30 protein-coding genes and 1 tRNA gene are annotated in these 25,696 nt (G+C 30.3%); 24 read left to right on the top strand and 7 right to left on the bottom strand.

All coding sequences use genetic code 11. The features are described 5' to 3' along the window. Positions 1-214 precede the first annotated feature (214 nt). Positions 215-1,675: a DUF445 family protein gene (locus C3E90_RS03730; RefSeq protein ID WP_236914293.1), complete on the top strand. Its 1,461-nt coding sequence runs from the start codon at positions 215-217 to the stop codon at positions 1,673-1,675. Between the two features lie 48 nt (positions 1,676-1,723). On the opposite strand, the gene C3E90_RS03725 is transcribed toward C3E90_RS03730, so the two are convergent. Further along, positions 1,724-1,800, bottom strand: a tRNA-Val gene (locus C3E90_RS03725). A 140-nt stretch (positions 1,801-1,940) separates the two neighbouring features. Here C3E90_RS03725 and C3E90_RS03720 point away from each other — a divergent pair. Then, complete coding sequence (locus C3E90_RS03720; RefSeq protein WP_236914292.1) at positions 1,941-2,279, top strand: hypothetical protein; 339 nt, start codon at positions 1,941-1,943, stop codon at positions 2,277-2,279. Between the two features lie 132 nt (positions 2,280-2,411). Here the strand turns inward: C3E90_RS03720 and rpsD are convergent, their stop codons facing one another. Further along, on the bottom strand, positions 2,412-3,011 hold the full coding sequence (rpsD, locus tag C3E90_RS03715; protein WP_236914291.1) for a 30S ribosomal protein S4: 600 nt from the start codon (positions 3,009-3,011) through the stop codon (positions 2,412-2,414). 240 nt (positions 3,012-3,251) lie between these two features. Between rpsD and C3E90_RS03710 the strand changes: the two genes are divergently transcribed. The 16 genes from C3E90_RS03710 (at position 3,252) to msrA (ending at position 15,787) form a co-directional block, all read left to right on the top strand. Then, positions 3,252-4,226: an RnfABCDGE type electron transport complex subunit D gene (locus C3E90_RS03710; protein WP_236914290.1), complete on the top strand. Its 975-nt coding sequence runs from the start codon at positions 3,252-3,254 to the stop codon at positions 4,224-4,226. Further along, positions 4,223-4,828, top strand: a complete 606-nt coding sequence (locus C3E90_RS03705; protein WP_236914289.1) for an FMN-binding protein — start codon at positions 4,223-4,225, stop codon at positions 4,826-4,828. The genes C3E90_RS03710 and C3E90_RS03705 overlap by 4 nt, the downstream gene beginning before the upstream one ends. Then, positions 4,829-5,452 (top strand): NADH:ubiquinone reductase (Na(+)-transporting) subunit D, encoded by a 624-nt coding sequence (locus tag C3E90_RS03700; RefSeq protein ID WP_236914288.1) that lies wholly within the window; start codon positions 4,829-4,831, stop codon positions 5,450-5,452. Continuing rightward, positions 5,452-6,042, top strand: coding sequence for an NADH:ubiquinone reductase (Na(+)-transporting) subunit E (locus tag C3E90_RS03695; protein ID WP_236914287.1), 591 nt, complete (start codon positions 5,452-5,454; stop codon positions 6,040-6,042). The genes C3E90_RS03700 and C3E90_RS03695 overlap by 1 nt, the downstream gene beginning before the upstream one ends. A 12-nt stretch (positions 6,043-6,054) precedes the next feature. Beyond that, positions 6,055-7,155 carry an NADH:ubiquinone reductase (Na(+)-transporting) subunit F gene (locus tag C3E90_RS03690; RefSeq protein ID WP_236914286.1) on the top strand — a complete coding sequence of 367 codons (1,101 nt, stop codon included), beginning with the start codon at positions 6,055-6,057 and terminating at the stop codon, positions 7,153-7,155. 124 nt (positions 7,156-7,279) lie between these two features. Continuing rightward, positions 7,280-8,119 (top strand): CvfB family protein, encoded by an 840-nt coding sequence (locus C3E90_RS03685; RefSeq protein WP_236914285.1) that lies wholly within the window; start codon positions 7,280-7,282, stop codon positions 8,117-8,119. Between the two features lie 82 nt (positions 8,120-8,201). Next, complete coding sequence (locus C3E90_RS03680) at positions 8,202-8,369, top strand: hypothetical protein (protein WP_236914284.1); 168 nt, start codon at positions 8,202-8,204, stop codon at positions 8,367-8,369. Positions 8,370-8,496: 127 nt separating this feature from the next. Continuing rightward, positions 8,497-8,895, top strand: coding sequence for a nucleoside-diphosphate kinase (gene ndk, locus C3E90_RS03675; RefSeq protein WP_236914283.1), 399 nt, complete (start codon positions 8,497-8,499; stop codon positions 8,893-8,895). Between the two features lie 141 nt (positions 8,896-9,036). Continuing rightward, positions 9,037-10,410, top strand: coding sequence for an MATE family efflux transporter (locus C3E90_RS03670; RefSeq protein WP_236914281.1), 1,374 nt, complete (start codon positions 9,037-9,039; stop codon positions 10,408-10,410). Between the two features lie 128 nt (positions 10,411-10,538). Then, entirely contained in the window at positions 10,539-11,081 is a 543-nt protein-coding gene (locus tag C3E90_RS03665; protein ID WP_236914280.1) for a TDE2712 family protein, read from the top strand. A gap of 142 nt (positions 11,082-11,223) precedes the next feature. Continuing rightward, positions 11,224-12,978 (top strand): DUF4153 domain-containing protein, encoded by a 1,755-nt coding sequence (locus tag C3E90_RS03660; protein WP_236914278.1) that lies wholly within the window; start codon positions 11,224-11,226, stop codon positions 12,976-12,978. Positions 12,979-13,043: 65 nt separating this feature from the next. After that, complete coding sequence (locus C3E90_RS03655; RefSeq protein ID WP_236914275.1) at positions 13,044-13,535, top strand: ferritin-like domain-containing protein; 492 nt, start codon at positions 13,044-13,046, stop codon at positions 13,533-13,535. A gap of 107 nt (positions 13,536-13,642) precedes the next feature. Continuing rightward, positions 13,643-14,011: a CidA/LrgA family protein gene (locus C3E90_RS03650; protein WP_236914273.1), complete on the top strand. Its 369-nt coding sequence runs from the start codon at positions 13,643-13,645 to the stop codon at positions 14,009-14,011. Between the two features lie 3 nt (positions 14,012-14,014). Further along, positions 14,015-14,710 (top strand): LrgB family protein, encoded by a 696-nt coding sequence (locus tag C3E90_RS03645; RefSeq protein ID WP_236914272.1) that lies wholly within the window; start codon positions 14,015-14,017, stop codon positions 14,708-14,710. A 19-nt stretch (positions 14,711-14,729) separates the two neighbouring features. Next, a complete protein-coding gene (gene lepB, locus C3E90_RS03640; RefSeq protein WP_236914270.1) occupies positions 14,730-15,284 on the top strand; it encodes a signal peptidase I in 555 nt (184 codons plus the stop codon). 26 nt (positions 15,285-15,310) lie between these two features. Next, positions 15,311-15,787 (top strand): peptide-methionine (S)-S-oxide reductase MsrA, encoded by a 477-nt coding sequence (gene msrA, locus C3E90_RS03635; protein ID WP_236914268.1) that lies wholly within the window; start codon positions 15,311-15,313, stop codon positions 15,785-15,787. Positions 15,788-15,854: 67 nt separating this feature from the next. Here msrA and C3E90_RS03630 read toward each other — a convergent pair whose 3' ends face one another. Next, positions 15,855-16,502 (bottom strand): HAD family hydrolase, encoded by a 648-nt coding sequence (locus C3E90_RS03630; protein WP_236914266.1) that lies wholly within the window; start codon positions 16,500-16,502, stop codon positions 15,855-15,857. A gap of 226 nt (positions 16,503-16,728) precedes the next feature. Here C3E90_RS03630 and C3E90_RS03625 point away from each other — a divergent pair, with 226 nt between their 5' ends. Then, positions 16,729-19,056, top strand: coding sequence for an anaerobic ribonucleoside triphosphate reductase (locus C3E90_RS03625; protein WP_236914265.1), 2,328 nt, complete (start codon positions 16,729-16,731; stop codon positions 19,054-19,056). Between the two features lie 11 nt (positions 19,057-19,067). Then, on the top strand, positions 19,068-19,577 hold the full coding sequence (gene nrdG / locus C3E90_RS03620; RefSeq protein WP_236914264.1) for an anaerobic ribonucleoside-triphosphate reductase activating protein: 510 nt from the start codon (positions 19,068-19,070) through the stop codon (positions 19,575-19,577). Positions 19,578-19,620: 43 nt separating this feature from the next. On the opposite strand, the gene C3E90_RS03615 is transcribed toward nrdG, so the two are convergent. Further along, complete coding sequence (locus C3E90_RS03615; protein WP_236914261.1) at positions 19,621-19,947, bottom strand: 4a-hydroxytetrahydrobiopterin dehydratase; 327 nt, start codon at positions 19,945-19,947, stop codon at positions 19,621-19,623. 162 nt (positions 19,948-20,109) lie between these two features. Between C3E90_RS03615 and C3E90_RS03610 the strand changes: the two genes are divergently transcribed. The 4 genes from C3E90_RS03610 to C3E90_RS03595 all read left to right on the top strand — a co-directional run bounded on the left by C3E90_RS03610 (position 20,110) and on the right by C3E90_RS03595 (position 22,851). Then, the gene (locus tag C3E90_RS03610; RefSeq protein ID WP_236914259.1) at positions 20,110-20,571 is read left to right on the top strand and encodes a YbaK/EbsC family protein; all 462 of its coding nucleotides are present in this window, start codon (positions 20,110-20,112) and stop codon (positions 20,569-20,571) included. 74 nt (positions 20,572-20,645) lie between these two features. Further along, the gene (locus C3E90_RS03605; protein ID WP_236914258.1) at positions 20,646-21,170 is read left to right on the top strand and encodes a cysteine hydrolase family protein; all 525 of its coding nucleotides are present in this window, start codon (positions 20,646-20,648) and stop codon (positions 21,168-21,170) included. 20 nt (positions 21,171-21,190) lie between these two features. Next, on the top strand, positions 21,191-21,910 hold the full coding sequence (locus C3E90_RS03600) for an SIR2 family NAD-dependent protein deacylase (protein ID WP_236914256.1): 720 nt from the start codon (positions 21,191-21,193) through the stop codon (positions 21,908-21,910). Positions 21,911-22,068: 158 nt separating this feature from the next. Then, complete coding sequence (locus tag C3E90_RS03595) at positions 22,069-22,851, top strand: L,D-transpeptidase (RefSeq protein ID WP_236914254.1); 783 nt, start codon at positions 22,069-22,071, stop codon at positions 22,849-22,851. Between the two features lie 33 nt (positions 22,852-22,884). Here C3E90_RS03595 and C3E90_RS03590 read toward each other — a convergent pair whose 3' ends face one another. Genes C3E90_RS03590 through C3E90_RS03580 form a run of 3 tightly spaced genes read right to left on the bottom strand, consistent with a single transcriptional unit; the run spans position 22,885 to position 25,579 of the window. Then, positions 22,885-23,712 carry an ABC transporter permease gene (locus tag C3E90_RS03590; RefSeq protein WP_236914251.1) on the bottom strand — a complete coding sequence of 276 codons (828 nt, stop codon included), beginning with the start codon at positions 23,710-23,712 and terminating at the stop codon, positions 22,885-22,887. Between the two features lie 22 nt (positions 23,713-23,734). Continuing rightward, positions 23,735-24,559: an ABC transporter permease gene (locus C3E90_RS03585; RefSeq protein WP_236914249.1), complete on the bottom strand. Its 825-nt coding sequence runs from the start codon at positions 24,557-24,559 to the stop codon at positions 23,735-23,737. Between the two features lie 12 nt (positions 24,560-24,571). Then, positions 24,572-25,579: an ABC transporter ATP-binding protein gene (locus C3E90_RS03580; protein ID WP_236914248.1), complete on the bottom strand. Its 1,008-nt coding sequence runs from the start codon at positions 25,577-25,579 to the stop codon at positions 24,572-24,574. Between the last annotated feature and the right edge of the window lie 117 nt (positions 25,580-25,696).

The raw sequence follows: 25,696 nt of genomic DNA, 5'->3' as shown, positions 1-25,696 counted from the left end.
TACTTTTGGAACTTAAAATATTCACACCTTTTTTGAGATTTAAATGGGAAGATAATATTATAGCAAATCATATTGTACAGGATATGAAGAAATTGAATATGCAATAAAGGCAGTTTTAAGTGGAAAAGTTTAAATTGGTGGAAGCATTGACATAAATAAATATTGGTTTAGAATATATTAGGAAAGATATTTTATTAACATAAGAGGTGAAAATGTGAAATTTATTATACCAATATTAGTAGGAGCAACTATAGGCTATATTACCAATTGGATTGCAATTAAAATGTTATTTAGGCCCCATTATGAGAAAAAAATTTTTAATTTACATGTTCCATTTACTCCAGGTCTTATTCCTAAAGAAAGAAATAGAATAGCTAAGAGTATAGGAGAAGCAGTGGGAGTATATTTATTGTCTCCTGATGTAGTGGTGAAATCTTTATTTAGCAATAAAAATGATTATATAAATAAATGGGTTGAAATCTATATAAATAGGTTAAAACAAGAAGATAGGTCATTAAAAGCTATGATGGATAGTTTAAAGTATGAGAATTATAATGGACTAATAAATATTATAAAGAAGAAAATTACAGATTTCATTTGCTTTGGGTTACGAAAAGATGAATTTAAACAAAAATTAATCCATTTAGTTGATGAATACATTTTTGAAAATTCTAAGAATGAATTTTATCAACTCATAATTGAAAAGATTGAATTACTTTTTCATGAACTATCCACATCTGAGGAAGCAAAATTAGAATTGAAAAATGCTATTTTAGGAAAAATAAATGAGTTAACCTCTGATGAAAGATTATTATCTGAAATTATACCAGAGGATATTGTCTATACCTTTAAGGAAATTATTTATCAAAATGATGAAAATATTGCTAATATATTACGAGATACTCTTAATAATCCAATTACCGAATTAAAACTGAAAAGATCTATCACGAATATTGTTTCTAATAATATGAATAAATTAATTGCAATATTTATGAGCCCTGAAATAATATCGGATAAATTGTATAATCTGATAAAGGAATATATGGATAAACCTGAAATCAATAGAAATATTGTATTTATTATTACAACTATGATTGACAATATATTGGATAATAAAGTAGGGAAGATAGCTACAGAAGTTTCAACCAATATAGATGAAGGGGAAATGCTAAATATAACTAACGCAATTATTAGAATTATTACTGAAGAAGAAAACCAAAAAAAGGTTATTAATATAATAGATAAAAGGATTAAACTTGAAAAAGAGAATATAAGAGATGGTATAGTAGGCGTTATGTCCAAAAAACTAGAGATATTTTTGAATTCAGAAATATTATATAATAATATTTTCTTAATTATTGATGATACTATTAATAATATTATGAACAAGCCTATTTCCTCAATTGTTGGAAATGTAGATGAAGGAACAGTTGCTAATATTACTAATTTATGTAATACGATTTTCAAATACTTTATCCAAAATAAATTGCCTTATATTGTCCAAACATTTAATATTTCGAAGGTGGTAGAAGATGAGATAAACAGCTATGATGTAGCTTTTGCAGAAGAAATTATACTTGAAATAGCTCACAAGGAACTGAAGGCAATAACTTGGCTAGGGGCCTTGCTAGGAGGAATAATGGGCATGCTATCGCCATTATTACAGATGATTTAAATGGTATAAAAAAAGAGCATCTATAATTGTAGATGCTCTTAATAATCATGGTGGGCGATATTGGACTCGAACCAACGATCTCCACGATGTCAACGTGGCGCTCTAGCCAACTGAACCAATCGCCCATGAAGTAATTAATATTCTAGCATATTTTTATTAATATTTCAATACAGTAATTGCCTTCCTATTTTGAAATAGTAATAAATCAACTTTCTTGACAGGGATTTTCTAATGGGATAATATGAAGTTACAGGGGGTGTTTTATATGAAAAAAATTGCATTTTTTGCTTTCAGAGGTGAGCAAATGTGTTTTATGCATATACTATTAAATGCTTTAGATATGCATGAAAAAGGTATGGATGTAAAGATTATCATGGAAGGTGAGGCAGTAAAACTAATTAGAGAATTAGATTCCAGTGGAAGTAAGGTTTATAAAAAGGCTAGGGAATTAAATTTATTTGATTGTATTTGTAAGGCATGTTCCGCTAAGATGGGGGTTCTTACATACAATGAGAAATCTGGTATTCCAATAAATGGCGAACTAAGCGGACATCCTTCTATGACTAAATTTATTGAAGACGGTTATGAAATAATTACTCTCTAGAAATCATTAAAAGTGGCTTCAGCCACTTTTTTTATTTTCATATAAGTTAAAGTTGGTAAAGTAATATATAATAGGACAAAGGATTTAAATTGGATTAATAAATAGGCACCTAATATTAGGTGCCTATTACTACTACATAATACTTGAGTAAAACTCAACCACTAATTGGTCTTCAATTTCAATTGGTACTTCTTCCCTTTCTGGATATCTAATTAATTTACCAGAAAAGCTGGATTCATCTTTATCTAAATAAGGGTATAGGTTAGGGAAGTTGGAAAGGAAATTCTCTCTAAACAAATCAATATCTCTTGATTTATCCTTCAAAGAAACTATTTCCCCAATATTAACCCTATAGGACGGTATATCTATTTTTTTATTGTTCACTTCAATATGTCCATGGACAACCATTTGCCTTGCCTGCCTAATAGAAGAGGCAAAACCCAATCTATAGACTAAATTGTCCAATCGAGACTCTAATATTTTTATTAGTGCATAACCAGTTTGGTCCTTGGATTTTTTAGCTTCCCGTACATATCTCAAAAATTGTCTTTCCATTACCCCATAATATGCTCTTAATCTTTGTTTTTCTAGTAATTGCATACCATAGTTAGATAGTTTTTTATCTGCTCTAGAAGTGCCCTTTTTAGCTCTATTCATGGCCTTGGGATGACCACATACATTTAACCCTAATCGTCTACATTCTTTGAATCTAGGGTTCATTTTCTTTGCCAAAATTATCAACTCCATATAATATTTTGCCGCGATAATTTAAAGCCAATACTAATATATCATAAATTAATCTAGTTGTAAATGATAATTATTATCATTATAATACAAATAATAACAAATTAATACTAATAACCTATCAGGCCATAAACAAAGTTATTAATGTTTTTTTTTAATAAATAAGGGAATATATTGTATAGATATAAAATTTTCAACAAAATAAGTTAATTTTTCGGAGGTGGTATTTTGATATCTGAGTTAATGAAAAAATATTTTATCAAACAGAAGATGATGAGGACTGTAATTATTTCTTTAATTCCTCTAATTCTATCTTCTATCTATTTTTTCGGTTGGAGGTCTTTGGTTCTTCTTTTTTGGGTGACCCTATTTGGAGTGGTTACTGAATGGTTTTATGAAAAGAAACAAGGGAAAAAAGTTACGGAGGCTATTTTTGTTACTTGCATACTTTATGTATTAACCCTTCCGCCTAGGACGCCTATTTGGATAGCAGTAGTAGGAATAATATTTGGAGTATTTTTTGCTAAGGAGATATTTGGTGGTTTTGGGAGAAATCTATTTAATCCTGCTTTAGTAGCAAGGGCTTTCGTATATGTAACCTTTCCAGAACCATTGACTATTCAATGGTCTAAAGCTGCAGCTGGTTTTCCAGGTGGTTTTGCTACATATATTACGGAAAATATTGACGCAATATCTCAAGCTACACCTATGTTAATCTTTCGTGATACAGGAGAAATGGTATCTTCATTAAAATTACTATTAGGTAATGTTTCAGGTTCTTTAGGAGAGACCAGCGCTATTTTAATCATTCTTGCAGGAATATATATTTTGTATAAAAAAGTAGCCTCTTGGCAGACTATGGCTGGAGTATTAATTGGGTTTACAGGATTAAGTGGTGTTTTATATCTTTTAGGTAATCCTCAAATTCCAAATCCTATTTTCGGAATATTATCTGGAGGTTTTCTCTTTGGGATGGTATTTATGGCTACAGACCCTATATCTTCTCCAAGGACTAAGGAAGGGAGATGGATATATGGTATTCTAATAGGTGTAGTTACAGTTATAATACGGGGATATGCACTGTTTGCTGGAGGAATGATGTTTGCCATATTAATAGGAAACACCTTTGCTCCTATTATTGATGAAGGTGTTAATTATTATAAAAAAATGAAAAAAGAAGGCAAGGAAGGGGTGACTGCATGAAAAAATCCTTTAGTTTTCCAATTGTTTTTATGGTGATAATTACTGCAATTTTCACTTTGATACTTGCTTATCTTAATTATGTAACTACTGATGCAATTGCTTTTAATGAAGAAACCGATTTAAGAAAAACTTTGCTTTATGTATTCCATATAGATTTGCCTTCTGAAGACCCTATGATAATAGAAGAGGTATTTAATAAATATGTAGACAAAGAGGAGATAGGAGATGAAACTATTTATTTTATTAAGGAAAATGAAGAAACTATAGGATATGCTTTCCCTGTAGGAGGAACTGCTCTATGGGGTACTGTCCAAGGATATGTTGCTGTAACTGAAGATTTTAGCCAACTCTTAGGGATAGATTTCGTCTCTCATAGTGAAACACCAGGGTTAGGTGGTAGAATATCTGAAAATTGGTTTAAAGAACAATTTAGGGGATTAGATTTGACTGAGGCAAAGGATGGACAATATATTATATACAGGCCTGCACCAGATGGAAATGTAGATGGAATAGCAGGGGCTACTCAGACTACAAACTCTGTTGGCAAATTTCTAAATGAAGATATACATGAATTTATTAGCAAAATGAGGGAGGGGAAATAAATGGTAGGAGATAGTCCAAAGAAAATTTTCAAAAAGGGAATTTGGGAGGACAACCCTATATTCAAACAGGTTGTTGGAATATGTTCTGCATTAGCAGTAACAAATCTGATGTTAAACTCACTGATAATGGGATTAGGGCTTATATTTGTAACAGCTTTTTCAGAGTTAACAGTATCAATTATTAGAAAATTTACTCCAAAACATATTAGAATGATGGTTCAAGTTCTTATAATATCTGTCTACGTAATAATAGTAGACATTTTTCTAAAGGCTTATTATCCTGAGATGAGTAAAGCATTAGGGCCTTATGTAGGACTCATAATAACAAATTGCATAATAATGGGAAGATGTGAAGGTTATGCACAGAACAACCCTCCATTGAATTCTTTTCTTGATGGTATAGCTTCAGGAATGGGATATACAATAATACTACTTATTATATCCTTTATTAGAGAGCTCTTTGGGTTTGGAACTATTTTTGGATATAAGGTATTAGGTGATTGGTGGACCAACTGGACGATAATGGTTATGCCACCTGCGGCCTTCTTTATATTGGGAGTGATAGTTTGGTGGGCTAGAAGCAAAACCACTGAAGAAGAAAAAGAAGGAGGTGCCATGAACTAATGATAGAACTCAATCCCTTAGTTATATTTTTTGCAGCCATATTTACAAATAATATGATATTTAGTTATTTTTTAGGCATGTGTTCATTTATTGGTGTATCTAGTGAAATACCTACTTCATTGGGATTAGGACAGGCAGTTACTTTTGTTTTAACCTTTACCACAATATTAAACTATATAATCTATCACAATATATTAGTACCTCTTAATTTAGAGTATTTAAGATTTATAGTATTTATAATAAGTATAGCTGCCTTTGTTCAACTAATTGAAATGATAGTAGAAAGATATTTCCCAAACCTTTACTACGCTTTGGGCATATTTTTACCACTTATTACTGTGAATTGTGCAATACTAGGGGTGTCACTATTTATGGTAATTAGGGAGTATACTTTTCTTCAGTCTGTGGGGTTTGCTGTAGGCTCTGGAATTGGGTGGACTTTAGCAATTGTTGCTATGGCTGGGGCTAGGCAAAGAATAAAGAGAACAAAGTTTCCAAAGGGGTTAGATGGTCCTGGAATTACATTAATTATTACTGGTCTGATGGCCTTAGCATTTATTGGTTTTTCAGGCATAGTCCAAATTCAATAGGGGGGAAAAGATATGGAAACTATACTAATTACAACAGCAACTGTAACAGCTTTTACTGGTATATTAGCATTTTTACTAACCCTTGCAGATCGAACTATTGCCAATTATGGAGAGATGAAGCTAACAATAAATGATGACAAGGAATACATAGTAGATGGTGGTAATACCTTGTTAGCAGCTTTAATCGATCAAAAAATTTTCATCCCCTCCGCCTGTGGTGGGAAAGGCACTTGTGGATATTGTAAAGTGAAAATATTGGAAGGTGGTGGGCCTGTTCTTCCTACAGAATTGCCTTGGCTTTCTGAAGAAGAACTAGAAGATAAAGTAAGACTTTCCTGTCAATGTAAAGTAAAAGAAGATATGAGAATTGAAATTCCAGAAGAGTTATTCAATGTAAGAGAATATGAAGTGGCAGTGGAGTCCATTGAAGATATGACTCCAGTAATAAAGAAATTAAGATTAAGATTTAAGGAAGGTGAGGAAATTAGCTTTAAACCAGGCCAGTATATTCAGTTAAAGGCTCCAATTTATGAAGGAAATGATGAAGAAGTATATAGAGCTTATTCAATAGCTTCTCCGCCTTCACAAAAAGATTATATAGACCTTATTATTGGATATGTGCCTAATGGTATAGCTACTACCTATGTTCATAAACACCTTAACGTAGGAGATACTGTCGATATTAATGGACCTTATGGAGATTTTTGTTATCAAGATAAATATGATAATGAGATGGTTCTTGTAGCAGTAGGTACAGGTATAGCTCCAATCCTATCAATTCTATACCATATGAAAGATAAGGATATAAAACGAAAGGCAAGATTTTATTTTGGAGCAAGAACTCCTGAGGATTTATTTCTATTAGATGAGTTGAAGGAATTAGAAGAAACTCTATATGATTTTGAGTTTATTCCGACCCTTTCCAGGGCGTTAGATGAGCATAACTGGACAGGAGCAAGAGGAAGAGTAAATGTACTATTGGACCAACATATAAAAAATCCAGATGATAAGGAAGCCTATTTATGTGGTAGCCCTGCCATGATAGATACGGTGGTAGAATTATTAAAGGAAAAGGGTATTCTCGAGGAACATATATATTATGATAAATTTTAATATGTTTTTGGATTAAATGGGACATTTCAATGTCCCATTTAATAATTACATAAAAATTCATAGGTAATTATATACTAAATATGATAGAATCGTAATTACAATGAATATGATAAGAGGTGTATTTATGTTTAATATTGGTGAAATGCAGAAATTGGAGATAAAAAGAAATACTTCCGTAGGAGCTTTTTTGAACAGTAAAAATAGTAGTAGAAAGGATGAAGATATATTATTGCCTAAGAAAGAAGTACCAAAAGATGCTAATATAGGTGATGAGATAGAAGTGTTTATCTATAGAGATTCTAAAGATAGATTAATAGCTACAACTAGAAAACCAAAGATTACATTAGGAGAAATAGGACCTTTAAAAGTAGTAGACATTACAAGAATTGGTGCATTTTTGGATTGGGGATTAGAAAAAGATTTGTTTTTACCCTTCAAAGAACAGACAATGAAATTGGAAAAAGGAAGGGAATATCTAATAGGATTATATATAGATAAAAGCGACAGACTATGTGGCACCATGAGAATTAAGGATTTTCTTAGAAGTGATTCTCCCTATAAGGAAAATGATTGGGTAAAGGGAACAATTTACAGCATTAATGAGGAAATAGGAGCTTTTGTAGCAGTAGATAACAAATATGAAGGTCTAATTCCTAAAAAAGAATTAATAGGAGTTTATGTACCAGGAGAAGAAGTAAACTTAAGAGTAGTTAATGTGAAAGAAGATGGGAAATTGGATCTTAGTTTAAGGGACAAAGCCTATATGGAAATAGATAAGGATGCAGAAACAATACTAAGTAAGGCCATAAGAAACGGTGGTATACTTTTATTAAATGATTATAGTCATCCTAGAGAAATTAGAAAAGAATTGAACATGAGTAAATCAGCATTTAAAAAAGCTGTTGGAAGATTGTTAAAGGAAGGTAAAATTAAATTTATTGAAGATGGTATAAAAGTATTATAAAAATGGAGAATAGGGAAAAATTGAGAAACTATACCCTTTATATGAATATACTAGTTATGAGTATTATTAAAGGGGTGGTTGAATGAAATATATATCTATGGTAGATTATGGTGATGGTTCAAACTTGGAGGAAAAAGTCAATGAGTGGATATTAGAAAATGAAGAAAACTTGCTAGAGATAATAGACATTGAATATACTCAACACGGGAATGTGTACTTAGCTACAATAACTTATTTGGAAAGAGAATGATATATAGTCTAATCAATATTAAGTTGGATATTGAATCATAATAGAAAAAACATTATCTGGGTATAAATGTAGATAATGGGTAAGCATACAAACATATGCTATAATAAAAAACTGACGAGGTGATAGGATGGAAAAAACTTTTATCATGATTAAAACTGATGGGATACAGAGAGGCCTTATAGGAGAAATTATAGGAAGAATAGAAAAAAAGGGTTTTAAGATTACAAGGGCAAAACTGTTTCAACCTAGCAGAAAATTAGTTGAAGAACATTATATTGAACATAAGAAGAAACCTTTCTTTGAAGAATTAATAGAATATATTATAAAAGGACCAATTATGGCAATGGAGGTTGAAGGAGAGTCCGTCGTAGAAATAATGAGAATTATGATAGGAGATAAGGACCCAAGGAAGGCTCAACCGGGCACTATTAGGGGAGATTTTGCCTATTCACTTACTCAGAATATTATCCATGGTTCCGATTCCATTGAAAGCGCAGAAAGGGAATTAAAATTGTGGTTTAGTTAAAGAAACAAGGGGAAGATTTAATATTATCCCCTTTTTTATTTCATATGATAATATTTCGAGTATCTAAGTTCTTTTTTAATTTTTGAAATGATGATATAATATTAATTAAATATATATTTTTGTTTTGTGGGGTGAATTGTTATGGAGAAATTAGAAAGAAAAGAGCTAATATTGAAAGGAAATATGTATAAGGCAATTACTGTACTGTCCTTGCCCATTATGATAAATAACTTTATTCAAACCCTGTATAATTTAGCAGATGGAATTTGGGTAAGTAAACTGGGATCCGTCCAATTTGCAGCTACTTCTTTTGTATGGCCAGTAATATTTTTATTTATATCTTTAGGTATTGGGGTTTCTATTGCTGGTACTTCTATATTGTCTCAATTAATAGGTGCTTCAGAATATGATGAGGCAAATAAATATGCAAGTCAGCTAATGGTAGTATCATTAGCATTTTCCATATGTTTTGCATTATTAGGATATACCCTTAGCACATATATTATCAAGCTAATGGGAGGAAGTGGAGATTTAGCAATATATAGTGATATCTATCTAAAAATAAGTTTTTTAGGTTTTCCCTTTGTATTTTTGTTTTTTAACTTCAACTCTATAATGACAGCTCAAGGGAATACGTTGGCACCAACAATTCTTAGCGCTATAAGTGCCATACTCAACGTAGTATTAGATCCTATTTTTATATTTACATTGGATATGGGTGTAGCAGGAGCTGCTATAGCAACAGTATTATCCCAAGCCTTATTAGTATTTTCTGGAATATATATATTAAAAAAATATTCTCTTATAATAAAGCCAGATTTTAAGGGTTTTAAATTTGATAAAAAGAAATTGAAAAAGATTTTGGAGGTGGGATTTCCCGCTAGTATTGGTCAATCAGGAGCGGCTTTAGGCTTTGTAGTTTTAAATAGTTTTATTGCTTCATATGGTACAGCAACATTAGCTGCTTTTGCCATGGTGAATAGGATTACATCTTTAATTATGCATCCACCTATGGGTATAGGTGCAGGTCTTACCTCTATAGTAGGTCAAAATATTGGAGCAAATCAATTTGACAGAGTTCAAGAAGCTTTTAAAAAATCAGTAATAATAACATTGTTTCTATCTTTTGTAGGAGTAATCCTTCTGTTATTGAAAGACAGGGAATTAATCGAATTTTTTATGCGTTCCAAAGATGATATGGAAGTAATAGAACAAGGAGTTACATATCTTAGATATATAACTGTAACTATGCCTTTGATGGGATTATTTAGTATATTTCAAGGACTTTTTCAAGGTTCAGGCCATACTAAATATTCTATGACAATGGCTATTGGACGTCTTTGGTTTATTAGAATTCCTATGATTTTGATATTTAAACATTTTACTAATTTAGGACCTGTAGGTATATGGATTTCTATGAGCTCCAGTAACTTTATAATCTGTGTATATGGTTATGTAATTTATAAAATGAATAAGTGGCAAGAAAGAGTAATTAATGTGGAACAACAAGGTTAAAAATAATATAAATTTTAAATCCATGGAATATTTCATGGATTTTTTTATTTATAAAACGAAAAATAAATTTGTATTAGGTGTATAATAGTAAAAGAAATAACAATAATAAATATACAAGGAGTGGTAGAATGATTAAAAGAATAAAAACAAATCTAGACGTTGTAGAAGCAATGCTATACTATTGGCAAGCTACAAGCGAAAAAGAAAAGGTTGGAGAACCTTATATATTAAGCATAGGTGATTACCCCGAAATGAAGTATGTATATGGTGAAGGTTTTGATAAGGAATCTATAAGAAGGGTACTTAGCGCTATTTCTAATAGGGAAATGCTAAATAGTGAAAGTAAAAAGGAAAGAAAGTTTTGGAACAATAATATGTGGATGTTAGAAGATTTGGGATTTACCAATATGATGGTACAACCAGTAAAGACGTTAAACTTAGATAAGCTTATAGATAAATTAAATAGTATAAATAATAATTTTGAATACGATCAAATAGAAGTAATTTTTGTACCTGGTCATTTAGATGAATATATAATTGATGGAAATAAACTAATAATTAATTTCTTCAGAGTAATGCCTGATTTATATGAAGAGGGTAAGGTAACCATTGGAGATAAAGATTTTAATGATTATATTGAAGAAAAATTAGTAGAATTAATTAGCAAATAGTGGTAATAAAATATAATCTAAATAGATTAGTAAAAGGCATCTACTGATTATTATGTAGTTGCCTTTTTTATGCTAGTGTTCATTTGATTAAAAAAAGAGTATAATATAGAAAATGATATGGTATAGAGAAGGAGGGAGAATGATGAATTTTATTCAAAAAATAGAAAATGTATTAAGAAGCATTAAGAATAGTTTTAAGAGATTTCCTGTAACCATAGGGGTATCAACAGCTTTGGTTATTATGCTCATTATTCTATCGGAAAAGGCTACACAATTTACTCAGAACACAAGGGATATTTTTCAACGGATAAATATGATTATTGCCCTTGGGATTCCTTTATCTTTGTGTATAAAGCTAATATATGAAAAAAGGAAGGATTTAAATACTATATATGAAATATTGGGCTATATATTGGGAGCAGGCATTTTAATAATTTATTATTTCTTATTATTAAAAGATTTTGCTATGGTGAGTATGATAAGGTATATTGGAATTTCAATTTTTTTATATTTAGCTTTTGCTTATATACCTTGGATTGGGAAAAAAGAAGGTTATGAATTTTATATAATAAAATTATTTTCTAGTTTTTTTCTTACTGTAGTATATTCTCTAGTTCTTTATCTAGGTATATCTGCAATAATTTTCACCATTAACCAATTATTTAATGCCAATATACCAGGGAAATATTTTTATTATACATTTTTAATCATAGCAGGAATATTTGCCCCTTCTCTATTTTTAGCTCGAATACCTAAAATGGATGAAGATTTTGATGAATATGAATATCCTAAATCCTTAAAGGTACTGTTGTTATATATTGTAATTCCATTGATTTCAATATATTCAGCTATTTTATATGCATATTTTTTGAAGATAATCGTAACTAGAAATTGGCCTCAAGGTTTAGTTTCTCATTTAGTTCTATGGTATTCAGTCTTAAGTGTTATAGTTATATTTTTAACAACTCCTATTTTAGACAAAAACAAATGGGCATATAGGTTTAAATATTGGTTTTCAAAGTTTATCTTTCCCATTTTAATAATGATGTTTATTTCTATTGGTATTAGGATTAGAGCTTATGGCGTTACAGAAAATAGATATTTTGTTGCAATTCTTGGTTTATGGGTATTAGGTATTATGCTTTATTTTGCATTGGGGAAAAAGTTAAATAATATAATTATTCCCATATCTTTATCCATAATAGTGTTAAACTCTGTATTTGGTCCATTGAGTAGTTTTTCAATATCAAGGTTTAGCCAAAACAATAGGCTTAAATCTATTTTAATAAAAAACCAAATGTTAGAGGATAATAAAGTCCTTAAAGCATCAGGGGATATATCTTCTGACGACAAAGAAGAAATCAGCGCAATACTTAGATATTTTCAATATAGTCACTCTCTAGAGGATGTTAAATATATACCAATAGGTTTTAAAATAGAGGATATGAATATGGTATTTGGATTTCCATATGTAGACAAAAATTTATACCAATATAATTATTTCCATTACTATTCAGGGCAGATAGGTAAGAACATTGAAGTAAAAGGATATGATTATCTATTAGAGGGTTATGGTATAATGGGTAGAACTGAAATCAAGGACAATATTGTTGTTTCATATAATCAAGGGAATTTCAATTTTGAAATAGAACAAAGGGATAAATTAATATATAAGACCAATTTAAAGGACAATGCATTAAAGATTATAGGAAATAATAAGGATAAAAATATTAATGATAAAAATATTATAGATTCAGATAAAATGGTATTTATAGATGAAAACGATAAAATCAAAATTAAATTTTTTATTAACAGCATAGATGGAGAATGGGGAAACACCTTAGAGGATACAATATTAAAAAATATAGATTATTATGTATTAATCAGGATTAAATAGTTTTCTTTCAAAACAAAAGGGGTAAAATAATCATAATAGAATTTTTTAAAAAGGGGATGATTAATATGTTAAAGAAAGAACTAGACATAATAAAACAAGGGATTTTAAACGAGATAGAAGCCTATGAATTTTACCGAATGGCTGCTAATCAAGCAGGTACTAATGAAAGTAAAGATGCTTTTATGGAATTAGCCAATGAAGAACTAAAGCATGTAGGATATTTAGAAGCATTATTTGACAAAATTAAAAGTAGCGATGAAGATGATGTAAGATTAGCCTTTGAAGCAATGCCACCTTCTCCAGAAATTTACAGCTGGGAAAAGGTGGACAAAGAATATACTAGTTTAGCAATGTCAGTCTTTAGTATTGGAATGCAGATGGAAAAGGCATCAATAGATTTTTATGAAGCAGCAAAAACCAAGACAAATATTGAAGAGGCCAAGGAACTATATGATTTATTAATAAAATGGGAACAAGTCCATCTAGACCAATTTACTGAACAATATAATATGTATAAAGAGGATTGGTGGGCAGAACAAGGATATGCACCGTTTTAATATATTACATAGAGGGTTGCTCAGCAACCTTCTTCTGTTTTAATTATGCTTTTGAAATTATATTATAGAAAACTAATGAAACTATTCATAATATTAGGAGTGATATGTTGAAAACTTTAAAAGAATTTAGCCTAGTTTTGATTATACTTTTAATAGGTCAAATTTTACAGCAAAAATACAATATTCCTGTACCAGGAACCATATTAGGTATGATGATTCTATTATTATTATTAATGACTAAAATAGTAAAGATTGAAAGGATTGAAAAGATAACAAATGTATTATTAGAACATCTAACTCTATTTTTTGTTCCTCCTGTTGTAGGAATAATAAAATTATTTGACAAAGTAAAAGATATTTGGTTGTACTTACTAATCATATTACTTATTTCCACTATAGTAGTAATGGTTGTAACAGGAGTAACCATTCAGTTTTTAGATAAACATATATTTAAAAGACGTAAGAAAGGGGCTTAGAATATGACAGTATATTTAGATACTCCTTTATTTGGGGTGGCTATATCAATAATTGCATTTATTATTGGGATTTACATAAATAAAAAAAGCAAAATATCAATTTTCAATCCTTTGCTTCTATCTGCAATAATTATAATTGGTTTTCTATCATATTTTGATATAGATTATGAAGTATATAATAAAGGTGGAAGTATTATTAGTTTTTTTATTGCACCTGCAACAGTTATATTAGCTGTACCATTGTATAAAAATATTAAACTGCTACAGGAAAGATGGCTATCCATATTAATAGGAATTACTGTAGGGAGTTTAGCTGGGCTTATTACTATTTATTTATTGAGTAAATTTTTAGAAATAGATAATACAATTATGGTTTCTATGTTTCCAAAATCAACTACAACAGCCATTTCCATGGAAATAGCAAGCCAAATAGGTGGATTACCTGTATTAGCAGTAGCTTTTACAGCGGTAGCTGGCATAGGAGGAAATTTTATTGGAGAATATTTATTGAGGTTATTTAGGATAAATGATAAGGTTGCTAAAGGGGTAGCTTTGGGAACTGCCTCCCATGCTTTAGGAACTGCTAAGGCGATGGAAATGGGAGAAACAGAAGGCGCTTTGGCTTCTCTATCAATAGGCCTTGCTGGTATTATAAGCGTGTTTTTAATTCCTTGGTTTATGAACCTATTATTAATATAAATTCAGAGGAGAAAATGATATGAAAAATGAAATTAAAGAATGGATAAGATCTATAGGAATAGCTTTATTATTGGGGATTATTATTACTTCTTTTATACGAGGTACAAGAGTTTATGGTAGTTCTATGAGTCCTACTCTGAACCAGGGTGATATATTAGTGATGTTTAATAGTAAAAAGATAATCAAAGGGGATATTGTAATAATTGATACGGATTTAGAAATTAAACCTGAAGACTTAAGGGAATTAAATCCTATAAGTAAATTAAAAATAGGGAAGACTAAAAAACTGGTAAAGAGAGTAATTGCTACAGAAGGAGATAACTTAGTTATCAAAAATGGCAAAGTTTTTTTAAATGGTCATGAACTAAAGGAAAATTATATTAATAGTAAGGAAACTTTTGGTGATTTAAGAATAGAAAGGGTTCCAGTAGACAAATTATTTGTTATGGGTGATAATAGGGAAAATAGTTTAGATAGTAGGGATAGACGGGTTAGCTTAGTGGATGTAGATGACGTTATGGGTAAAGCTATACTACGATTATATCCTTTTTCTAAGCTTGGTGTAATTAAATAAATATTAAGTATAAAGGAGATGAGCAGATGAAGGAAATTGTCCTAGCAGGAGGATGTTTTTGGGGAGTAGAGGAATATATGTCTAGGATTGATGGAGTAATAGAAACTAAGGTTGGTTATGCTAATGGTACTACGGAAAACCCTACCTATGAAGAAGTATGTACCAATACTACTGGTCATGCAGAGGTTTGCTATATTAAATATAATGAGGATATTTTATCATTAGAAGATTTACTCAACAGATTCTGGAGAATAATAGATCCTACATTATTAAATAGACAAGGGCCAGATATAGGTAGTCAATATAGAACAGGAATATATTATATAGACAAATCAGATTTACCTATAATTATGAAAACTTATGACCAACAAAAAAATAAATACGATAAACCAATATTTACAGAAGTAGAACCTTTAAAGGTATTCTATGATGCAGAAGAATACCACCAAAAGTATCTAAAGAAAAATCCAGGTGGATATTGTCATATAGATTTAAACGCCTAGTTATATTACAGTTATATTACAAATAAGTTTCTTTTTCGGTGCCTGGCACCAAAAAAGAAACTTATTATTAATCAAATAGCTTTTTTAGTATATCAATATCCAATTCATTAAAATTAGTTACTATTAAATCAGCTTCTGACAAATCTTGGTTGCCAGAATTTTTATTTTGAAGACCAATACATTTCATTCCAGCGGCCTTTGCTGCTTTTACACCATTTTGGGCATCTTCTATGACTAAACAGTCTGATGGTTCAATTTTTATTTTTTCAGCTACGGTTAAAAATATTTCTGGGTCTGGTTTTCCTTTAATTACTTCTTCACCACTAATATAAAAATCCATATATTTATACAAATTAAACTTCTCCACTATCGTATCTACAGCCTTTTTATTATTAGATGAGGCTAAGGCCATAAGATACCTATGTTTATATAGATTTAACATAAACTTTTCAAAATTTTCAACTAAATTGATTTTATGAATATTTTCAACAAACCTTTCTTTTTTTATTTCTATCATTTCTTCTATAGAAGGTTTTAAATTAAATTGTTTTTTGTAGGTACTCCACATATGATAATCTGTAGTACCTACAAAGGTTTCATGCTCTTCCCTACTAATTTTACCTCCAAATTCTTCAAGCAGTTCCTTCTCTAATTCAAAATGCAATGGTTCACTATCAATAATTACTCCATCCATATCAAAAATTATAGCTTTCAAAATATCGCTCCTTTAATTGATTTATACATTTATTTTTAATATAATGAATGATGTTGTTTAAATATTTCTGTATATAAATATATATTATTATAAATAATAAGTCAAAAAATGTAGTACAAAAGTAGTAATATTCTTTTTATTTCTACAAGTATTGACACTATATATAGAGGTCTGATAACATATAAGGGCAATATGTTGTAAAATATCTAACATGGGAGGTAGTAATGTGATTACAAAGATTAAAAAAAGAGATGGTAGAGAAGTACCTTTTAATATAGAAAAAATTACAAATGCAATTTTTAAGGCTGCTCAAGCTGCTGGAGGACATGATTATGATACTTCTTTAAAATTAGCTGAAGATGTAACAATTCTTTTAAACGAAAAATTTACTGATAAAATTCCTGGAGTTGAAGATATTCAGGATATTGTAGAAAAAATTCTGATAGAAAATGGACATGCTAAAACTGCAAAGGAATACATATTATATAGAGCTGAGAGAACTAGGGTTAGAGAAATGGATACAAGATTAATGAAGGTTTATGAAGATTTAACCTTCAAAGATGCTCAAGATGTAGATATTAAAAGAGAAAATGCCAATATCGATGGAAATACTGCTATGGGAACCATGCTAAAATATGGGTCTGAAGGGGCTAAACAATTTTATGATTTATTTGTGTTAAACCCTGCCCATTCAAAAGCTCATAAAAATGGTGATATACATATTCATGATTTAGATTTTTTAACATTAACAACTACTTGTTGCCAGATTGATATTGTGGAATTATTTAAAGGTGGATTTAGTACAGGCCATGGCTACTTAAGAGAACCACAAGATATTCAAAGCTATTCTGCTTTAGCTTGTATAGCAATCCAATCAAATCAAAACGATCAACATGGAGGTCAAAGTATTCCTAATTTTGATTACGGGATGGCATTAGGTGTAGGGAAAACCTATGTTAAATTCTATAGGCGAAATCTAATTAAAAGTGTTGATTTATTAATAGAAGATCTAGATTTAAGTGATAATATAAATAATATATTTAAAGTATTGGAAAAAGAATATAATCTTGTACCTACTTTAACTGATTATAAAGAATATAAAAGAAGGGAAGCTGAGTATTTAAATGAATTGTTGAATGATGAGAAATTGGTTGATAAAATTCAAAAGTTTGCAGAAAAAAATGCACATAAGGATACGGACAAGAGGACTTATCAAGCAATGGAAGCTTTTGTTCATAATTTAAACACTATGCATTCAAGGGCAGGAGCTCAGATACCTTTTAGCTCCATTAACTATGGTACTGATACTTCAGTAGAAGGCAGAATTGCCATGAAGAATTTGCTTTTGGCTACTGAAGCAGGATTAGGTAATGGAGAGACACCTATTTTTCCTATACAAATATTTAAAATAAAAGAGGGCATTAACTATAATGAAGGAGATCCTAATTACGATTTATTTAAGTTAGCTTGCAGGGTAAGTGCTAAAAGATTATTCCCTAACTTTTCTTTTATTGATGCTCCCTACAATCTAAAATATTATAAAGAAGGACATCCGGAAACGGAAATTGCCTATATGGGTTGTAGAACAAGGGTTATAGGAAATGTTTATGATCCATCTAGAGAGATAGTAAATGGAAGAGGTAATTTAAGTTTTACGACTATTAATCTGCCAAGACTAGGAATCAAAAATAAAGGAAATCTAAAGGCTTTTTATAAAGAATTAGATCAAACTATGAACTTAATAATAGAACAATTAATAGAAAGATTTGAAATACAAGCAAGTAAAAAGGTTCATAACTTTCCATTTTTAATGGGGCAAGGAGTATGGATTGATTCAGGTAAACTTCACAAGGATGATTATATAAGGGAAGTATTAAAACATGGAACCTTATCTATTGGCTTCATTGGACTAGCAGAATGTTTAAAAGCTTTAACTGGTTTTCATCATGGAGAAAGTGAAAATTCCCAAAAAGTTGGATTGGAAATAATCGAACATATGAGAAAACGTATGGATGATGTAAGCAATCAATATGGTATGAATTTTACCCTTTTAGCTACTCCTGCAGAAGGTACAGCTGGTAGGTTTGTTAAAATGGATAGGGAATTATTTGGAAATATCGAGGGAGTTACCGATAGAGAATATTATACTAATAGTTTTCATGTACCTGTATACTACCAAATTACAGCATATGAAAAGATAAGCATAGAAGCTCCTTACCATGAACTAACTAACGCAGGACATATTACATATATAGAATTAGATGGAGATCCTGTTCAAAACTTGGACGCTTTTGAGAAGGTAGTTAGATTTATGAAGGAATCAGGAATTGGTTATGGTTCCATAAATCATCCAGTAGATAGAGATCCAGTCTGTGGATATACGGGAATTATTAATGATACTTGCCCTAAATGTGGCAGGGTAGAAGGAGATATTAAATTCGATAGAATTAGACGAATTACTGGATATTTAGTCGGAACCTTAGATAGATTTAACGATGCGAAAAGAGCCGAAGAAAGAGACAGAGTAAAACATTTATCCTGTTCTTATGAATAAGAGGTGTATCTATGGAAGAAAAAATAAAGATTGCAGGATTAATAAAAGAATCTATAGTGGATGGACCAGGGATAAGATTAGTAGTATTTACTCAAGGCTGTGTTCATAATTGTATAGGCTGTCATAACCCTGAAACCCATTCCTTCAGCAAAGGGCACTATATTTATGTAGAAGAAATAGTAGAAATGTTTAAAGAAGACCCTTTACTGGATGGGATAACTTTAAGTGGAGGAGAGCCTTTTCATCAAGGGAAAGCATGCGCTATTTTAGCTAATAGGGTAAAAAAACTAGGTGGTAATATAGTAACCTATACTGGATATACTTTTGAAGAATTAATAAAAGAGATTGATATCAATAATGGATGGAAGGAATTATTGAATAAAACAGATATTTTAATAGATGGTAAATTTAATATAGAAAAAAAGAGTTTACTTTTAAAGTTTAGAGGCTCAGAAAACCAAAGAATAATTGATGTTAAAAGTTCTTTGGAAAAGAATCAAATAATTATTGCTAATATATAAATAGAGAGACATCTGGATTTGCAATCTAGATGTCTCTTATATTTTATAGCTCATCAATTTTTGCAGCTAATATAAAATCATTTTCGTGAAGACCGCCAATTTTATAAGTCCAAAGTTGAATGACTACTTTTCCCCAAGATAGATAAATATCAGGATGATGTCCTTCCTCTTCTGCAAGACTTCCTACTTTATTAGTAAAACCTAAAGCTTCTTTAAAATTTTTAAATTTATAAATTTTTTCTATTTTTTTATTATCTATTACTTCCCAACCTTCTTTTAAAGATTTATGGAATTCTTTAATTTCATCTATCTCTAAAGTTGGAGCTCCAACGCTACAAGGAACACATTTTTTTGATGTTAAATCCTCCATCATTTCACCACACTTTCTAAATAAGTATTGTATTAAAACTATACCCATAAGAAAGGATCATTATCAAAAACATCTGGCAGGGTACTAAATCTCCCCTTCGTCCTATTAATTATTATTATTTATGTTATAATTATAGTAAAAATTATTAAGAGGTGTAAACAAATGACTGTGAAGAGTGTAAAAAAGCATATAGAAGAAGGGGAATTAAACTTAGCAATTATTGAGATGGATACAAGTACTGCAACGGTAAAATTAGCAGCTAAAGCATTAGGAGTTCAGCCTGGACAAATAGCAAAAACTATGGCTTTAAGACTTAAAGAAAGGGATATACTCATTGTTGCAAAAGGGGATGTAAAAATAGATAATAAAAAGTTTAGAAATTATTTTAAAGAAAAAGCAAGATTTATTAAGCCAGATGAATTGGAAGAAGCTACAGGACATCCTGTAGGGGGAGTATGCCCTTTTGGGCTTAGTAAACCACTAGATATATATTTAGATATATCTTTAAAGGAATTTGATTATGTTTATCCTGCAGCTGGAGGGATTAATACCTGCATAAAAATTGAGGTAGATTATTTAAGTGAAGTAACAAAAGGAACCTGGGTAGATATTTGTAAAGGTTAAAACCGGGAGAAGGTTATGATATACTTATATATGAGCATTATACAGCAACATATACTTATAAGGAGGGGATAAGAGTGAAGGCATTATTAATAATCGACATGTTAAAGGATTTTATAGATGAGAAGGGTGTATTGACTACAGGACCTGCAGGGCAAAAGATAATACAATTTATTAAAGAAAAAACAGATGAATTTAGAAAAAATGATTATCCTATTATCTATATATGCGATAATCATGAAAAGGACGATAAAGAATTTGATATGTTCTTACCTCATTGTATAGTTAATACAGAAGGTAGCCAAATAATTGAAGACTTAGAAGTGAAAGATGAAGATAAAATTATTAAGAAAAGACGATATAGTTCATTTTTTGGAACGGATTTAGATATTTATTTAAGAGAAAAAGAAGTAGATGAAATTTACTTAGCTGGGGTATGTACTAATATTTGTGTTCTCTATACAGCAGCAGATGCTAGAAACTTAGGATATAAAGTAAATATCTATAAGGATGGAGTAGCCTCTTTTGATGAGGCAGCTCATAATTTTGCATTAAAAGAAATGGAAAACACCTTAGGCTGTAGGATAATAAATGGAGAATGAAAGATTATGGAGTTGATAGAATGAATGAAGATATTAAAAAACTGGCAGATATCATAAAAGATTCAAATAATATGGTAGTGATGACTGGAGCAGGTATGGATACGGAAAGTAATATTCCAGATTTTAGATCTAAAGATGGATTATGGTATAAAGTAGATCCAGCAAAAGTAGCTACAGTAGAAGCTTTACACGAAAATTATCCTTTATTCCATGAATTTTACTCTGCCAGAATTAAAAATATGGAGAATATTACTCCTCATGAAGGCCATTATGTATTAGCAGAATTAGAGAAAGAAGGTTATATAAAAAGCCTAGCTACCCAAAATATTTCTGGATTACATGCCAAGGCAGGAAGCCAAAATGTTTATGAACTCCATGGAAATATAAGAAAGATAAGATGCAATGAATGTAATACAAGCCATTCTATTGAAGATTTTTTGGAAGAAAGAAATTGCAAAAATTGTGGAAAGAATGCTTTAAGGCCAGATATAGTTCTATTTGGAGAAATGTTGCCAACTATTACTTGGCAAAATGCCATAAGAGATTTGGAGAGGTCAGATCTTTTAATGGTCATAGGAACCAGTCTACAGGTATATCCAGTAAATCAATTTCCCTATATGACTAGAGGAAAGACCGTATATATAAACATGGAAGGGACTAGGGGATATAATTTTGATATTGAGATAATTGGCAAGGCAGGAGAAGTATTAACTGAATTGAGAGAAATATTATTTAAATAACAAATTTGAAATGTGCTAAAGATAAAAAGTCATAATAGGAGTTATTAAATTGTAACTCTTGAATAGGAAAGCCTTCCTATACAGACCTAAACAAAGTTTAAAAAATCATTAAACTATTTAGTATTAGGTGAATATAGTATAGGAAGGAGGTATTTTATATGACAAAGAGAATAGGATTAAGGAGAATAGGATTTTTAGTAATTATCTTTCTATGTTTTTTTATTAAGGCGGGTTATGCTGAAATATTAGATAATGAATATGTTTTAAAAGAATATGTAAGCAGTGGATATAACGGGAATATTTTAGAGCAAAGAAATACACTTCTAAGATTTCAAGCAGAAAATAATTTATCTGTTGATGGTATAATTGGAGATATTACCAATGAAGCCCTAATTAATGAAAATAAACATATTGTAGATATAATTCCTGAGGAATTTATAGAAAAAGAATGGTTTATAGTCATAAATAAGACCAAGAAGATATTAACGGTGTATAATAATGGAGAGATATATAAGAAATACCCCGTTGCCCTAGGAAAATCTAATTCACCTACACCAAATCATAAATTTACCATAATAAATAAGGTTAAAAATCCTTATTGGGGAGGAATGGGGGGCAAATTTAAACCTGTTAGAGGTGGGGATCCAAGTAATCCCCTTGGCAAAAGGTGGTTAGGTCTTTCTACGGAAAAATATAATGGATATGGTATCCATGGCAATTCAGCACCCTTTTCTATTGGTAAATATATTTCTGCTGGTTGTATTAGAATGATAAATGAGGATGCTGAAGAGTTATTTGAATATATACCGATTAATACAGAAGTGTGGATAGGCACAGAAGAGGTATTAGAAGAACGGGGAATTAAACAATATATAGAATATGATCAAATTGAAGAAGTATGTTCGTTAACATGGGGAAATATAAAGTGGCAGATTATGTAAAAATCTGCCACTTTTATGAATTAGGGAGTATTATCAATGAAAACCTATATTTCCTACAGTTCTACAATATTTCTCTACTTTTTTCAAAACATTATATCCTATCAATGTACCAGTTATCATAAATCCTATTAAAATCCACATCTCCATCTTTAGTGGAAGTAAAGTATTTGTATCTAGCAGGATTCCCCTTATGGCATCATACCCGTAAGTTAGGGGTAAGGATAGAGATATAGCCATTATGGCTCTTGGCAATACGGTAATAGGAAAGGATTCACCAGACAATAGGGTTAAAGAAAAACTGGTAATATCTATTATATTATTAGCATTATTTGTAATCAGTACTAATGAAGCTATTCCAAATCCTAATCCATATAAAGCTATTAGCATAGGTAAAAGTGTAACTATTGCAGGTAACATACCTTTGCCAATATTAAATCCAAACATAATCCATATGATAAAAGCAACGGTTAAGGCATTCACAGTGGTAATAACTAATGAGAAAATAGATCTACCTATTAACTGTATCCAAAGAGGTATAGGTGTTAGCCAATTGGATTCAATTACTCCTGCATCCATTTCATTTTTTAGGGAGAAGCCCATACCCCATAATACTGAGCTAACAAAGCCCCCAATAATACTTCCAATTACTAAAAATGCCATATAGTCGGTAGTTCCCGCGTATTGACTAAAACCTATATTTTCACCCTTTATCTGAAAAGCTTTAGATAGAAAGTATACAGGTGTAATCCATATTATAGGTTCAACTATTCTAAATATGGCATTAGCTGGATATCTAAAGAAAATCTTTGCATCTTTTTTTATTATAGCCATAATGGCGATTAGATAAGCTTTTATTTTCATTATATTTTCCTCCAATCTTAGACTAATAATGGCCTAAGGAACCAGAATCCTTTGCTTTCTTTTGAGTGTAGAAAAAAGATAATACACCTAGACTCATAAGGACAATACCGGAAATAATTAAATAAATTATTTCTTTATTTATTTCCCCAATTGTAGCTCCAGAGGAAATAACTGCTCTTAGTGCATTTATACTATGAGTCATAGGTATAACCTGGGAAATATTTTTCATCCAATTGGGTAGTACTGCCAATGGATAAGTTATCCCACAAAAGATAGTCATTATTCCTCGAACTAAAAATACCATTGAATTTGCTTCCTTAACCCATAGAACCAAAGAGGCAAAGATAAATCCAATTCCATATACAGCAGGTATTGATATTAAAATAATCAATAATGCCAATAGAGGGTTTCCAACAAATTCAAAATTATAAAATATTTTAAATTCAACGATTGAAACTACAATATAAATAATACTGACAAATAACTGAAAAATAGAATATCCAAATAATATGCTGATTTTAGGTATAGGGCAAAGCCAATTTGATTCTAAAGTACCTCTCATTTGTTCAACTCTTAAACTAGACCCAAAGGACCAAAGCATAGAATTAATCCACATCCATATGGTAGTTCCAATTAACATATAGGTGGTATAGTCTGTAGTTCCTGCAATAGATTGAAATTGGGCTAAAGAATTATATCCAGTGCCAGATAATGCTTTAGCAGTAAATAGATATCCAAAGGGGAAAATAACAGGCCATATTAACAATGGTATAAACCAAGATGGATATCTTAGCATTATCCTCCATTCTTTTTTGAATACCGTAAATATTGGTAAGAAAATATCCATTTAAATATCCTCCTATTCTCTTAATGACTTTCCAGTAAGGCTAATGAATACATCTTCCAGAGTAGGCTCTTCCACTCTGAAGTTGGTAATTTTTATATCAGATGAAATAATATTTGATATTAAACTGCTTATGGTATCAGACCCATTAGCAATATGAACTTTGACTTCCCATCTTTGAGTTATATCATTGAATTTGAAGTTGATATTTTCAACAGAGGGAATATCTTTGATTTTCTCTTGGGCATTATCATTCCAATTATTTAATTCTAAGATTATTATATTGGTCCTATTCAAACCATTTTTTAAATTATAAGGAGTATCCATTGCTATAATTTTTCCATGATCTATTATGGCTATCCTATCACTAAGCTGATCTGCTTCTTCCATATAATGGGTAGTCAACAGTATAGTCCTTCCTTCTTCCTTTATTTCTAATATTAGTTCTCTTAAATTCCGAGCGGATTGAGGGTCTAAGCCAGAAGTAGGTTCATCTAATATCAATATTTCTGGGTCTGAAATTAAGGCCTTAGCTAAAGCAACTCTTTGCTTCATTCCCGTAGAATATTTTTCTACAGTTTCATCTGCTCTTTTTTCAAGATTAAATCTTTTCAATAGATTATTTATTTTTTTATCTGCTTTTTTTCCTGTTATACCGTTCATAGCAGCAAAATATTCTAAATTTTCTCTTCCTGTTAGTTTCCAGTAAGTACTTCTTTCTCCTGCTAGTACAGTACCTAAATTTTTCAACACTTCCATAGGTTTTTCTACTCCATTTATGCCATTTACAATTGCTGTACCAGAAGTAGGCCTAAGCAAAGTGGATATCATTTTTATGGTAGTAGTTTTCCCAGCACCATTAGGGCCTAAAAAACCAAATATTTCGCCTTTATATACATTAAAGCTTACATTATCTACTGCAACAAATATTTCTTTTTCCTTACTAGTTCTAAACAAACCATTTTTTTTCTTTATTTCAAACTCTTTTCTTAGATTATTTACTTGTATAGCAAAACTAGTCATAGTAATTACCCCTTTCAAAATCAATTAAATTTACTAAATAATGGATTTAATATAATGATAAATTAAAAAGCTCAAAATGTCAATAGCAAAACTTAAAATAATTAATATAAAAATTAA

Origin of the sequence: Clostridium sp. Cult2 (assembly GCF_021655075.1) — a bacterium.
Lineage (GTDB): Bacteria > Bacillota > Clostridia > Tissierellales > Tepidimicrobiaceae > Schnuerera.
This window is presented reverse-complemented; position numbering and strand designations above follow the sequence as displayed.